Origin of the sequence: Aurantimonas marianensis, from assembly GCF_024195285.1 — a bacterium.
Lineage (GTDB): Bacteria > Pseudomonadota > Alphaproteobacteria > Rhizobiales > Rhizobiaceae > Aurantimonas > Aurantimonas marianensis.
In genome coordinates, this window is sequence record NZ_JALHBS010000118.1 from 1 (window position 1) to 12,218 (window position 12,218).

Annotated in this window: 14 protein-coding genes and 1 pseudogene; 9 read left to right on the forward strand and 6 right to left on the reverse strand. The window is 64.0% G+C overall.

Translation table 11 applies throughout. The features are described from left to right. The 6 genes and pseudogenes from MJ956_RS17955 to MJ956_RS17980 all read left to right on the forward strand — a co-directional run. Positions 1-185, forward strand: a pseudogene (locus MJ956_RS17955) (fumarate hydratase C-terminal domain-containing protein); the annotation flags it as partial. Between the two features lie 107 nt (positions 186-292). Further along, positions 293-1,270: a Bug family tripartite tricarboxylate transporter substrate binding protein gene (locus MJ956_RS17960; RefSeq protein WP_253965811.1), complete on the forward strand. Its 978-nt coding sequence runs from the start codon at positions 293-295 to the stop codon at positions 1,268-1,270. 65 nt (positions 1,271-1,335) lie between these two features. Continuing rightward, on the forward strand, positions 1,336-1,827 hold the full coding sequence (locus MJ956_RS17965) for a tripartite tricarboxylate transporter TctB family protein (protein WP_253965812.1): 492 nt from the start codon (positions 1,336-1,338) through the stop codon (positions 1,825-1,827). Next, positions 1,824-3,350 (forward strand): tripartite tricarboxylate transporter permease, encoded by a 1,527-nt coding sequence (locus MJ956_RS17970; RefSeq protein WP_253965813.1) that lies wholly within the window; start codon positions 1,824-1,826, stop codon positions 3,348-3,350. Before MJ956_RS17965 ends, MJ956_RS17970 begins: the two co-directional genes overlap by 4 nt. Before the next feature lie 112 nt (positions 3,351-3,462). Beyond that, the gene (locus MJ956_RS17975; protein ID WP_253965814.1) at positions 3,463-4,227 is read left to right on the forward strand and encodes a sulfite exporter TauE/SafE family protein; all 765 of its coding nucleotides are present in this window, start codon (positions 3,463-3,465) and stop codon (positions 4,225-4,227) included. Positions 4,228-4,273: 46 nt separating this feature from the next. Then, positions 4,274-5,161 carry a LysR family transcriptional regulator gene (locus MJ956_RS17980; RefSeq protein ID WP_253965815.1) on the forward strand — a complete coding sequence of 296 codons (888 nt, stop codon included), beginning with the start codon at positions 4,274-4,276 and terminating at the stop codon, positions 5,159-5,161. Between the two features lie 227 nt (positions 5,162-5,388). Here MJ956_RS17980 and MJ956_RS17985 read toward each other — a convergent pair whose 3' ends face one another. Genes MJ956_RS17985 through MJ956_RS17995 form a run of 3 tightly spaced genes read right to left on the reverse strand, consistent with a single transcriptional unit; the run spans position 5,389 to position 7,448 of the window. Then, positions 5,389-6,561 carry an NnrS family protein gene (locus MJ956_RS17985; RefSeq protein WP_253965816.1) on the reverse strand — a complete coding sequence of 391 codons (1,173 nt, stop codon included), beginning with the start codon at positions 6,559-6,561 and terminating at the stop codon, positions 5,389-5,391. A 13-nt stretch (positions 6,562-6,574) separates the two neighbouring features. Further along, the gene (locus MJ956_RS17990; protein WP_253965817.1) at positions 6,575-7,270 is read right to left on the reverse strand and encodes an NnrU family protein; all 696 of its coding nucleotides are present in this window, start codon (positions 7,268-7,270) and stop codon (positions 6,575-6,577) included. Positions 7,271-7,280: 10 nt separating this feature from the next. Beyond that, complete coding sequence (locus tag MJ956_RS17995) at positions 7,281-7,448, reverse strand: hypothetical protein (RefSeq protein WP_253965818.1); 168 nt, start codon at positions 7,446-7,448, stop codon at positions 7,281-7,283. 215 nt (positions 7,449-7,663) lie between these two features. On the opposite strand from MJ956_RS17995, the gene MJ956_RS18000 reads away from it, so the two are divergent. Continuing rightward, positions 7,664-8,140 (forward strand): RrF2 family transcriptional regulator, encoded by a 477-nt coding sequence (locus MJ956_RS18000; RefSeq protein ID WP_253965819.1) that lies wholly within the window; start codon positions 7,664-7,666, stop codon positions 8,138-8,140. On the opposite strand, the gene MJ956_RS18950 is transcribed toward MJ956_RS18000, so the two are convergent. The 3 genes from MJ956_RS18950 to MJ956_RS18015 form a co-directional block, all read right to left on the reverse strand. Beyond that, positions 8,037-8,411 carry a DUF488 domain-containing protein gene (locus MJ956_RS18950; protein ID WP_341482743.1) on the reverse strand — a complete coding sequence of 125 codons (375 nt, stop codon included), beginning with the start codon at positions 8,409-8,411 and terminating at the stop codon, positions 8,037-8,039. The genes MJ956_RS18000 and MJ956_RS18950 overlap by 104 nt on opposite strands. Before the next feature lie 7 nt (positions 8,412-8,418). Further along, the gene (locus tag MJ956_RS18010) at positions 8,419-9,105 is read right to left on the reverse strand and encodes a 5-formyltetrahydrofolate cyclo-ligase (RefSeq protein WP_253965820.1); all 687 of its coding nucleotides are present in this window, start codon (positions 9,103-9,105) and stop codon (positions 8,419-8,421) included. A 103-nt stretch (positions 9,106-9,208) separates the two neighbouring features. Next, positions 9,209-10,084, reverse strand: coding sequence for a LysR family transcriptional regulator (locus MJ956_RS18015; RefSeq protein WP_253965821.1), 876 nt, complete (start codon positions 10,082-10,084; stop codon positions 9,209-9,211). A gap of 148 nt (positions 10,085-10,232) precedes the next feature. On the opposite strand from MJ956_RS18015, the gene cuyA reads away from it, so the two are divergent. After that, a complete protein-coding gene (cuyA, locus tag MJ956_RS18020; protein WP_256477944.1) occupies positions 10,233-11,273 on the forward strand; it encodes a D-cysteate sulfo-lyase in 1,041 nt (346 codons plus the stop codon). An 18-nt stretch (positions 11,274-11,291) separates the two neighbouring features. After that, positions 11,292-12,155 carry an amino acid ABC transporter substrate-binding protein gene (locus MJ956_RS18025; RefSeq protein WP_253965823.1) on the forward strand — a complete coding sequence of 288 codons (864 nt, stop codon included), beginning with the start codon at positions 11,292-11,294 and terminating at the stop codon, positions 12,153-12,155. The last annotated feature ends 63 nt before the right edge of the window (positions 12,156-12,218 follow it).

Here is a 12,218-nt window from a genome sequence, read left to right on the forward strand (position 1 = left end):
TGTGGCTGTTCGAGGTCGAGAATTTCGGCCCCTTCATCGTCGATAGCGACCTGAAGGGCAATTCCCTGTTCGCCCAGCACGGCGCCGAGGCCGACAAGGGCCTGGCGGCGCTTTACGAAGGCTTGCGGCCGCCGGCGCTTCATCGCTATGGCGAGACCGACGATCGCAAGCGGGAGGTCATCTAGGTCATCACCGGCGTCCGGTCGGGCGCAATGAATTCGCCGCAATGGAGGTTGCGACGAGTGAGCCGGCGGGCGTCGGTTCGAGACGTAAACAGGAATGGGAGGAAGACATGAAAGCCAAAACCTTTGGATTGATAATCGGGGCGCTGACGATCTCGGCAACGCCGGCCTTGGCCGAGTATCCGGAACGTCCGGTCCGGTTGGTGATCCCCTATGGCTCGGGCGGCGCCACGGATCTTTCCGCGCGCGCGCTCAGCACCGCACTCACGCCGCGGATCGACCAGCCGCTCGTTCTGGTCAACCGCGCCGGCGCCGGGGGCGCCACGGGCTCCGCCGCGGTCGCCAATGCCGATGGTGACGGGTACACCATGCTCGCCGCGCGCGTCGGTTCGCACACGGTGAATCCGGCGATGAAGGCAACCCTGCCCTATACGCTCGACGATTTCCGTTTTGTCGGTGTCTACGAGATCAATCCCGTCGTCTGCGCCGTGTCGTCCAACTCCGACATCAAGTCGATGGAAGACCTCGTCCAGCGGGTCAAGGACGAGCCGGGAACGGTGACGTTCAGCTCGTCGGGCGTTGGCAGCCTGCTGCATCTGGCGGGAGTGATGGTCCTCGATTCCTTCGGCATCGAAAGCCCGTTGGAGCAGGCGATCCATCTGCCGATGGGCGGCGGCGGCGAGGCGGCCACCGCGGTGCTGCAGGGCACGGCCACCTTCGTCTGCACCAACTCCTCCGCCTTGGCGAGTTTCGTTGCCAACGGCCAGCTCAAACCGATCCTGGTGACGACGGCCGAGCCGGTCAAAGGCTTCGACGCGCCCTCGGCGGCCTCGCTCGGCCATGAGGAACTGGAGGAGCTCGTCGGCTGGACGGGCATTGCCGGCCCCGCCGATCTGTCCGACGAAGCCGCGAAAAAGTGGGGCGAGTGGCTCGTCCTCGCCACCCAGGACGAAGGCTTCCTGAAGTTCATGGACCAGGCCGGCTCGCAAGTCAGGCTGATGTCTCCAGAAGAGTCCGTTGCCTTCGTCAACAAGCAGTATGAAACCTTCCGCAAACTGGTCGACGATCTCGACATGCGGGTCGAATAAAGCCCCGTCGGACGCCGCGTGCCGGCTTTTTGCCGGCACGCCGTTTTCTTGGGAGGAGGGGCTTGATGTTGCCGCGCCGGGTTGAACGCAATATCGCTTTCTTTACGATCGGCTTCGCGCTGATCCTGCTCGTGGTCGTGATCCCCTATGGAATCGTCACACCACGCAACGTGCGCTTGCCCGTTCTGTCGCCCCTGTTTTGGCCGGTCATTCTCGGCGGCGCGCTGCTGCTCTGCGGCGTTCTGCTGGCGATCCGGGCGCATTTTTCATCCGAGGACGAGCAGGTCGAACGCGAACAGGTGACGTTCGGGCGGCCGGAGGCGCTGCGCCTGGCGGCTTTGCTGATCCTGATCGTCGCCTACTATCTCGCGATCCCCTTTCTCGGCATGGTCTGGGCATCGGTGGCGGCGTTCCTGGCGATGACGCTGATCACCGGCACGAAGTGGCGCGTTCACCGGTTCATCTGGGCTCTGGTGCTTCCGCTCGCGCTTTACGCCTTCTTCAGTCACGTCGCCGGCGTGCCCATTCCGCAAGGCCAACTGGTGAGGCTTCCATGAGTTTTATGGATTCTCTGGCGGCCGGCTTCGCGCTGGTTGCACAGTGGGAGAGCTTCGCGTCTCTGGCGATCGGCGTGGCGATCGGCGTGGTCGCGGGCGCGATACCCGGCATGTCGGCGACCATGGCGGTCGCGCTGGCGCTGCCTTTCACCTTCTCGATGCAGCCGATCTTCGGAATCCTGCTGCTGCTGGGCGTCTACAAGGGCGGGATTTTCGGCGGGTCGATTCCAGCGATCCTCATTCGCACGCCGGGTACTCCCGCTTCATCCGCCACGGTGCTCGACGGTTATCCGCTGGCGGAAAAAGGCCAGGCCGGCAAGGCGCTCAACATGGCGCTGTACGCTTCCTGCATCGCCGATCTCGTATCCAATCTGGCGCTCATTCTCTTTGCCGGCTGGCTCGCGTCCTTCGCTTTGAATTTCGGCCCGCCGGAGTTTTTCACCCTGATCGTGTTCTCCTTGACGATCATCGCCGGTGTCTCCGGCGACAGCCTTCTCAAAGGCTTGATGGGGGCGATTTTGGGCCTGCTTCTCGCAACCGTCGGCCTCGATCTGGTCTATGGCACCGACCGGTTCGTCTTCGGGTCCCCCGACCTGATGGGCGGACTGAATTTCATCGCCGTGCTCATCGGATTGTTCGCCTTGCCCGAGATTTTCTCGTTCGTCCGGCGCCCGGACGAGATCGGAGGACATGTCCGTAAGGTGGGAGACGACCATGTGTCGCTCGCAGAACTCCGCCGATGCCTCAAATCGATCCTGCGCGGCGGCGCGATCGGCGTTTTCCTGGGGTCGATTCCGGGCATCGGCGCCGCCCCGTCGGCGTTTCTGTCCTACTCCGAAGCCCGGCGGAATTCTCCGAACAGGGAAAACTTCGGGAAGGGCGAACTCGAGGGTGTCGCCGCCGCGGAAGCCGGCAACAACGGCGTCGCAGGCGCCACGCTGATCCCCTTGCTGGCGCTTGGCGTGCCGGGTGATGTGATCACCGCGATCATCATCGGGGCCTTCATGGTCCATGGTCTGCAGCCAGGTCCGATGATGTTCGCCAACAACACCAGCATCATCTACGCCCTGTTCATCGGCTTGGTGATGAGCTCGTTTCTCCTGTTCGTCATCGGCGCCGCCGCGATCCGCGGCTTCCGCTACATCGCCGACATCCCGCGATCGCTGTTGTTCCCCGGTGTCCTCGTGCTCTGCGTCTATGGCGTCTACGCCGTCAACAATTCGGTGTTCGACGTCGCGGTCATGTTCGTCATGGGCGTTGTCGGTTACGTCATGCTGCTGTTCCGCGTTCCGCCGGCGCCCTTCGTGATCGCTTTCATCCTCGGGCCTTTGCTGGAGAACAATTTCCGGCAATCGCTGCTCATGTCGCAGGGCTCGGCGGATATCTTCCTGCGTGGCCCGATTACGTGGCTTTTCTGGGCTTTCACGGCGCTCGCCCTGGGACTGATATTGAAGGGCATCGTCACGCAGGCCCGCGAAAGACGGAAAAAACCGCCGCTGACCGTCAAGCACCCGGTGCAATAGCAATGCGGGTTCCGTCTTGTTCGAAGCGCGGCGCGCAATGCCGGCGCCCTTTTCGGCCGGTCCCGTCACTGCCCCGGCCAAGCGCCGTTGACCTCGATCACCGTATCCGCCGATGACCCTCTTTTCTGACTTAACGTCAACGCAATTCGCCCTGCTGATGGGCATCTTTCTTCTGGGTGGAATGATCAAGGGAGCCTTGGGGTTCGGCCTGCCGCTGGCGACAATGGCGGTGCTGCCATTGGTCGTGCCGGTGGAATTGGCGCTGGCAATCAACGCGGTCATGCTGCCCTTCACCAACGTCACCCAGTTCGTCCAGGCGCGGCGTATGCGGGAAACTTTGATCCGGTTCCGTTATTTGATTGGCGGTGTCGTCCTCGGCGTTCCGCTCGGCGCCGGCTTCGTCACTGCGGTCAATGACGACGTCCTGATGGTGGGCCTCGGCCTGTTCGTCATCTTGTTCAGCACGATCACCGCCTTCAAGCCACGCGTCATGGTTCCGGCCGCCGGGGGAGGCGCGGTCAGCGCCGGGGTCGGGGTGGTGGCGGGGATCATCGGGGCGCTTACGGCCGCCAACGGCCCCATCTTCGTGATGTATCTCGTTGGGCTGAGGGTCGATCGCGGGCTGTTTCTTTCCGCGCTCGGTCTGCTTTTCGTCGTCTCGGGCGTTCTGATCACGGGTTCCTTCTGGTTCGTCGGGATGATGGATATCCATCGCCTCTCGCTTGCGGTCTTGTGTGTACCGGCGGCAATCGCCGGTATGCAGCTCGGCGGCGCCATCGGCAGGCGCGTTTCGGCGGAGCGTTTCCAGCTGGTGGTTTTGGGCGTGCTGTGTGTTTTGGGCGTCAATCTGGTCTTGCAGGGCGTAAGAGGTCTATGAGCGGGCGCTGAAGGGGAACGCCAGCGGCAAAGGCCGGAGAAACGGTGTGGACGTAAAGACGCTTTATAATTTCATCGCGGTTGTCGATCACGGTAGCTTCGCCGGCGCCGCCGAAGCGCTCGGCATTTCCATTTCGGGCATCAGCGTTCAAATGCGGAACCTGGAGCAGAATATCGGTGTTCTGCTGTTCGATCGCAGCCGGCGTCCGCCGGTCCTGACGTCCGAAGGTTACGCGTTTGCCTTGCGCGCGCGCGACGTCATCGTTGCCTGGGAGCAACTCAGCGAAAGTCTCAAGCGGCCGGCCAATAGGGGGGTCTTGAAGATTGGGGCCGTGCATACCGCCGTCGCCGGCCTCCTGCCTGCCGCGCTGCTGAGGCTGCGTCAGACAGTGCCGGAGTTGAGCATTCGACTGACCACCGGCCTCACCCACGATCTGGAGGCGGCGGTTCGCGGCGGCCGGGTCGATGTCGCCATCGTGACGGAGCCCGACACGTTGCCCGCGGACGCGCGATTTCAGATGTTCTGCGAAGAGCGCCTGGTGGTGATCGCGCATGAATCGGCTTCTGGCAGCACCTTCCGCGAACTCCTGGAGCAAAATCCCTATGTTCGCTTCAGTCGGCACGCCCGCGTGGCCAATCTTGTCGAAGCCAAGCTCGACCAATGCGAGATCGAGGTCGACTCGCACATGGAGGTGGACAGTCTGGAAGGCGTCATCTCGCTGGTCGCGACGGGCCTCGGGGTTTCGGTCGTGCCCGAGCGACTTGGCTCGAGGACCTTCCCGCCCACTGTCAATGTCCACCAGTTGGGTACGACGCCCGCGGTGCGGCGGCTCGGGCTGCTGAGCCTTGTCGGAAACGCCCGGCAGCGGTTTTCCGACCAGCTGTTCGAGGCGCTTTCGCAGGTGGCGAGTTCGTCCGCCGCCAGACCGGGTTAAGGGCCGGCGCGCTGAAGGTCCGGGCTCGGCCCGAACCATGGACCGCGGGGTGGTTTCAACGCTCTGATTGCGGCCGGTGACCGCGACGGGTCCTGATCCTGAGGCGCCATGATGCCCGTCGCCGACGGTGACCGCTCACCCGGCAGAGGCGACCCCTTGGTCCTGTTGCGAAGCAATCGTTTTCGCAGCCGCGACGGTGCTGCGTGGCGTGACGTCCGCGCCAATGATCAGGCCGAAGTTCGGGTTCGAGCGGGCTTCGCCGCCACCAGCATCGGCGTGAAAACGACCGCGAAACCAAGCAGCGCGACGCTCCAGCCGGCGCCTGAGAGCGTCAGGAGCGGCATTGCGAAATCCGGCGCAAGCGCCGCAGCGACGCGCGCGAGGGCCGCGATCAGCATGGCCGCGTAGAGAATGAGCGTTGCGGGCGAGGCCTTGAGCGCTCGCCCGGAATGGCCAAGGCTCGCCCGTGTCATCATCGCCAGCGTCATCGTGCCGATCGCGCCCACCGTCCAACTGTGGGTCACGGCGCTCGCCGGCACCACGCCCGGCCAGGCGACGCTGGCGGCGAGCAGCAGGAATCCCACCGGAACGAACCCATAGGCGATGTGCATGATGGCGAGGATCGGCTCACGCCAGGTCGGCGCGCCACGCCACCTTAACAGACGGATGACGAGCAGGGCGGCTGCCAGAAGCGCCAGGGCGGCGGTGACGAGCAATGCCGGGGCAACGACCCAGGCCATCAGCGCGACCATTGTCGTGCCGATGGCCAGGGCATCGGGGCGGCCGAACGGCAGGGGCAGGGGCTTTTCGCGCTTCACCAGCCAGTTGCGCGTGAAGCTGGGCGTGACCCGTCCGCCGATCAGCGTGATCAGTGCGATCAGCGCGGCGATCGAAAGGCGGAGCGCGAGGTCGGTCGGCGCCTGGCTCAGTGTCTGCACATGAAACAGTATGTTTCCAACGAGCAGCGCCGCCACCAGCACCAGCACACGCAGGTTCCGCCAGTTGCTGCCGGCGACGATTTCGCGGGCGGCGAAACCGATGACCGCGACCAGAAACAGGACATCCATTACGGCGGCTACTGCCAGACCAATATGATCGGCACCGAGTATGGCGAGGCGACCGAGCACCCAGATCACGACCAGAAACAGGAGCGGTGCGCCCTTGACAGGGAAGCGTCCCGTCCAGTTGGGGATGGCGGTGAACAAGAACCCGCAGATGACGGCGGCGGCATAACCGAAGATCAATTCGTGCGCGTGCCAGCCGACGTCGCCATAGGCATTCGAAAGCTGGATCGAGCCGCCATATGCGAGCAGCCACAGTGGCACGGCCGCGCCGCCCCACAGGGACGCCAGCAGGAAGAACGGGCGGAAACCGTAACTGAGAAGCGGCGGCGTCGACATGGGGCGGCTTTCGTCAAGATCTCAGGTAAATCAACGGGTCGGCGCCGAAGAGCCAGAGATGGCCGCCGGCGAGAAACCAGACATAGAACGCCAGCCCGACGAGGATTGCGGCAAGCGTCGGCCTGTCTACGGCAAGACGTGCCCGGCCGGCCAGCACCGCGGCGAATGGCAGGATCGAGGTGTGCGCAGCCAAGCTGGTCCACCGATCGAGGCCGAGCCGCGATTTCGCCCGCTTGTCGGCGAGGCCTAAGCCCGCGGCGGCATAGAGCGCGAGGCCACCGAACAACGCGACCGATACCACATCGCCATTTACAGCCACATGCGACAACGCCCAGAGCACGAAACCCCACAGCACCGGATGGCGGGTGACCGCCACGATGCCGGGCCGGGACAGGTCGAACCCGCGGTCCCGGAACGACACCGACAAGGGATTCGACTGCGACAGCCCGGCGACGACGAGAGTGAGGGCTAGCGGCATGACCACCAGCGGAACCGCACCCAGTTCGGGCGTCAACGGCCATAAGGAGAGCGTCGGAGCATTGCGCGCCGCCGCAATCAGCCAGACGAGAAGAAGAATGGAGATCAGGGAGTAGAGGGCCAGATAGGCGCCGCGCCCGAGCATATGGACGGCCAAGCCCCGAACCCGCGGCGCCGCGGGGACGACATGGGCGGTCATGAACAAGACATAGGCGAGCGCGAACTGAACCACTGCCGACAGCTTAGAGCAGAATATACATCGCCAAGGCCAGACTGACCGCCCCCCAGACGCACATATTGATGAAGGACCGGAACAGGCCTCCATCCTCCTCGACGCTGATGCCGCATTTGCGGAGCATGAGGTTGCCTGGAAACAGGAACACGTCCAGCAGCATTTCTAGAAATCTCATTGCTACGTCCTCTTTTTCACGACGCAAGCGGCACGGGGCTCGGTGGCATGTCGCCCATCGCGCGAGCGCGTTGCCTTCGCGGAGCAGGCGGCTTCGTCCCGCCCGTGACGCCGTGGGTGGCTCAAAAAGATGCGCGTTTGATCCATCTTTTCTGACAATATTGCGCTGCGACGATTAAAGCAATACCGTCTATGCACCTTTTGGGAGAGTTTTCCGTGCGCCTGACCCTCTATACGGACTATGCCTTGCGGCTGTTGATGTATCTGGCGCTGAAGCCGGATGCGCTGGCCACCATTCAGGAGGTCGCCGAAGCGTACGGAATCTCGCGCAACCATCTGATGAAGATCGCTCAGGAGCTCGGCCGTGGCGGTTTCGTCGAAACCGTCAGGGGACGGGGCGGGGGCCTCCGGCTCAAGGCCGATCCGGCCGATATCGTCGTCGGCGACGTGGTTAGGGCGACGGAGGATGATTTCCGCATCGTCGAGTGCTTCGATCCGACCCGCAATCGCTGCGTCATCACCGGTCCGTGCCGCTTGCGTGGCGCGCTCGCCGAGGCGCTCGACGCCTATCTCGCGGTCCTCGATCGCTTCACCCTCGCCGACCTCGTGATCGTGCGCACGCCGCTTCAGGACATCCTCGGGCTTCCGGCCGGCCCGGGCGTGGTGGCGCTCGCAGACGGAGGGCCGGCTTAGCGGGCGGCATCGCTGGTTTGGTGCCGCTGGCTTGGCGCTTTTCCGGATGCCTCTTCAGCGCGACGGCATTGTTGTGGGCCGTGTCCTTCGCAGCGTAGACGAGGATCACGTCGTCCTGGCCGCACCAGTCCCGCAAGGCGTCGCGCGGTGCCACCTCGGCCCACTCTTCGAGCTTCAAGCCATCCTTGGAGATCCCGCGCGGCCACAGCCGAGCGATCAGGACGCGCTGACCGTTCGACTGGCCCGGCGGGTCACGGCCCGCCGCAGCCAGAGGCGGGTCACCTACGCGTCTCGGGCCGGGTGATCTGGCCTTTTCCGGTGACGATCACGTCCATGGGGATGTCGTGGGGCTGCGGATAGATCGTCGCGATCCGCATCGTCGGCAGCCCGACGCCGATCACCAACGGTTTTCGCGGCTGCGCCGCCAGGGTGCGGTCATAGAAGCCGCCGCCATAGCCGAGGCGATAGCACTGGGCGTCGAAGCCGACCACCGGCGACAGCACCACGTCGGGCGTGAGTTCCTCGCCATCGGCCGGGATCGGGATATTCCACACGCCGCGTTCCATCCGCCCGTCCGGCGTCCACGCGCGGAAGACCAGCGGTTGCGCCTTGGCCACCACGACGGGCAGGGCAACGCGGAGGCCGCGTTCATGCAAGGAACGCATCCAGGGCAAAAGGTTGAGTTCGCCGCGGATCGGCCAATACAGGCTGACGACAAGTCCGGGCCGAACATCGACCAGTTTGTCGAGCTCGGCGGCGACCTCGTCCGCGACGCGGGCGCGCTCATCGACGGCGGTCGCAAGGCGCATCGCGATCAGCCGTTCGCGCTCGGCCTTGCGCCAGCGGGCGAGGTCGGCCGTGGCCGCCCCGTCGCCGGCGGCGAAGCCCGCCGGGGTCTCCCGCAACTCATGGGCAAAACAGGGCGGCGAGGCGAATGCGCCCGGCTGATCATCATTTTCGGTCATGTCCATCCTTCCTTACGAATCAGGTCTTTTGGCGATGCCCGGCGGGTTGTTGGAGGCACGGTGCTTCGAGCAAGATAGCACCCCGCCGCCGGCGTGCAGGTTTTTAGACGTCGTCGACCAAGTCGAGGGCAGGCTGATTGTCGCTCGACGCGAACAGCGAGATGTCGAGGGGGATCGAGCCGTGGCTCGTGGCAAGGCTCACGAGCTTTCCGGAGGCCAGATCCCGCCGGCACATCGATTGCGGAATCCACCCCAGTCCGACGCCGTTTCGTATGAGTTCGAGAACGCCCAAGGTGAAAGCCGACTCGACCCGGGTCCAGGCTCCGTCCTGCAGGAAGGGCTCGTTGAGTCCGGTTCGTTCGATCAGGCGGCCGAAGTGACTCGTGTGCGGATAGCCGATGAGTGGCGGTGACTCTCGTGCGGCCTTACCCTCGAAAAGATAGCGTAGCGAACCGCTTACGACCGGGATCAGCGTATCGCGCATCCAGATACGTCGTTCGATCGACGCATCGAACGGCAGGGGCGGAAAAGCGCGCGCCTCGTAGCACAGGAGAAGATCGGCTTCGCCGTGCAGGAAAAGGGAAATACAGTCCTCGCGGTTCATCGTTCTAAGGCGCACGGCGAGGTCGGGACTGCTGTCCCGGAAGCAGGCCAGGAGCGCGGCGAATACATCCGTGGCGAGCGCATGCTGAGTGGCGAGAACCAGGTTGCTCGACCGTTTGCCCTGCGCAATAATTTGGCCGCGCAGACGCGCCAATCGTTTGAGAACCGCCCGGATTTCGGCTTCGTTCTCCGTCAGGCTGGCACTGAGCACGATGCTGTTGGCCTTGCGCTCGAGCAAGGGAATACCGACCCAGTCCTCCAGCGCCCGGATCCGTCGCGAAAAGGCCGGCTGGGTAACGTTGCGCCGCGCCGCCGCCCGACTGAGGGATTTCTCCTCCAGCAGAGCCAATGCGTCTTCGAGAAGTTTCACGTCCATTCGGCTCTACCCATACCGTCAGTATGAGTAGGCAAGAATATCGGCATTATCAATCCGACCTGAGCGCAGCTATCGGTTCTTGAAGATCGAATTCCGAGGGTAGCCTTCCATGATGGTGAGCGAGACGTCGAGCGCAGTCCACAGTGCCATGGGGCAACGCTGCGACGCGTTGGCCCGGACTCTACAGACGTTCCCCAGGCGCGCGCTGGGACATTTTCCGACCCCGCTGGAGCCGATGGACCGCCTGAGCGAACATCTCGGCGGGCCCCGCATCTGGGTAAAGCGTGACGATTGCACCGGGCTCTCCACGGGCGGCAACAAGACGCGCAAGCTTGAGTTTCTCATGGCCGACGCGCTGGAGAAGCAGGCGGACTGCGTCATCACGCAGGGGGCCACGCAGTCTAATCATGCGCGCCAGACCGCAGCCGCGGCGGCAAAGCTCGGCCTCGCTTGCCACATCCTGCTTGAGGATCGGACCGGCTCGAACGACCGGCAGTACAATTTGAACGGCAACGTTCTGCTCGATCGGCTCCACGGAGCAAGCGTCGCCATGCGCCCGGGGGGCGCCGACATGGCGGCGGAAATGGAGGCGCTGGCCGTCGAGCTGAGGGCGAACGGGCGCAAGCCCTATGTCATTCCCGGCGGGGGATCGAACCCTGTTGGCGCGTTGGGTTATGTCGCCGCGGCCGAAGAATTGATGCGCCAGGCGGATCAGATCGGATTTGCGATCGATGCGATCGTCCACGCGACCGGGAGCTCGGGGACGCAGGCCGGACTGGTCGCCGGCCTCGCGGCCCTGGAATCGGACGTCGACCTCCTGGGTATCGGCGTGCGCGCACCGCGGGAAAAGCAGGAAGGCATGGTCTATGACCTGGCCTGCCGAACGATGGAACACCTCGGCGCGGGCTTCGCGATCGAGCGCGAGCGGGTGCGCGCCAACTGCGACTATGTCGGGCCGGGATACGGTCTGCCCACGGACGGGATGCGCGAGGCGGTCAAACTCCTCGCTCGGTTGGAGGGCCTGCTCTTCGATCCGGTCTATTCCGGCAAGGGGCTCGACGGGCTCATCGACCTCGTCGGCAAGGGTCGGTTCGATGGCGCGCGCAACGTCGTGTTTCTGCACACCGGGGGCAGTGCCGCCCTGTTCGGCTACCCGGAGACATTCGGTCTCGACGATCCTCAATCCTGAACAGCAAGGGAGTTCACCATGCGATACACATCTATCATTGTCGCCGCGGCCTTAGCCGCGGGCTCGGCCCTGCCGGCCGCGGCGCAGGACCTGACTGGAAAGCTCGCCAAGATCGCCGAGGCGGGCGAGATCGTGATCGGACATCGGGAGAGCTCGGTGCCGTTCGCCTATCTGGACGAGAACCAGAAGCCGATCGGATATTCCATCGACCTGTGCATGAAAATCGTCGAGACGGTCGAAGAGACCGTCGGCAAGGACATCGAGGTACGGTACGTCCCGGTCAATCCGAAAACCCGCATCGCGCTGATGGCCAACGGCACCATCGATCTCGAATGCGGTTCGACCACGAACAACCTCACCCGCCAGGAGCAGGTCGAGTATCTGCCGACCACCTTCATCACCGGCACCAAGATTCTGACGCGCAAGGATTCGGGAATCCAGTCGGTGGACGATCTGGATGGCAAGGCCATCGCGCTCGCCCAAGGCACGACGAATGAGCGCGCCGTCAAGGCGGCGGTCGAGGAGAAAGGGCTCGATGTCAAGATTCTCCCGGTGCGCGACCACGCCGAAGGAATGCTGGCGCTGGAAACCGACCGGGTGGACGCTTATTCGACCGACCACATCCTCCTTTTTGGACTTATCTCGAACTCGAAGAATCCCGATGACTTCGCCGTGGTCGGAGACTTCCTCTCCTTCGATCCATACGCGATCATGGTGCCGCGCGACGACAGCGCCTTCGAACTCGTCGGCAAGAAAGCCCTCGCCGCATTGTTCCGGTCCGGCGAAATCGATGCGATCTACGAGAAGTGGTTCGGACCGATGGGCGTGGAGCAGACCGACCTGTTGACGGCGGCGTTCCAGATACAGGCGCTGCCTGAATAAGCAGCGCTAGCGCCGCCATCGCGTCCATCACCAGCGGGACGATCCGAAGATGAACTACAACTG

Bases quoted from the DNA above. Each gene is read 5' to 3' on its own strand.
- MJ956_RS17960 (WP_253965811.1), top strand. From the start codon at position 293: ATGAAAGCCAAAACCTTTGGATTGATAATCGGGGCGCTGACGATCTCG.
- MJ956_RS17965 (WP_253965812.1), top strand. From the start codon at position 1,336: ATGTTGCCGCGCCGGGTTGAACGCAATATCGCTTTCTTTACGATCGGC.
- MJ956_RS17970 (WP_253965813.1), top strand. From the start codon at position 1,824: ATGAGTTTTATGGATTCTCTGGCGGCCGGCTTCGCGCTGGTTGCACAG.
- MJ956_RS17975 (WP_253965814.1), top strand. From the start codon at position 3,463: ATGACCCTCTTTTCTGACTTAACGTCAACGCAATTCGCCCTGCTGATG.
- MJ956_RS17985 (WP_253965816.1), bottom strand. From the start codon at position 6,561: ATGTCGACGCCGCCGCTTCTCAGTTACGGTTTCCGCCCGTTCTTCCTG.
- MJ956_RS17995 (WP_253965818.1), bottom strand. From the start codon at position 7,448: ATGAGATTTCTAGAAATGCTGCTGGACGTGTTCCTGTTTCCAGGCAAC.
- MJ956_RS18010 (WP_253965820.1), bottom strand. From the start codon at position 9,105: ATGACCGAAAATGATGATCAGCCGGGCGCATTCGCCTCGCCGCCCTGT.
- MJ956_RS18015 (WP_253965821.1), bottom strand. From the start codon at position 10,084: ATGGACGTGAAACTTCTCGAAGACGCATTGGCTCTGCTGGAGGAGAAA.
- cuyA (WP_256477944.1), top strand. From the start codon at position 10,233: ATGGGGCAACGCTGCGACGCGTTGGCCCGGACTCTACAGACGTTCCCC.
- MJ956_RS18025 (WP_253965823.1), top strand. From the start codon at position 11,292: ATGCGATACACATCTATCATTGTCGCCGCGGCCTTAGCCGCGGGCTCG.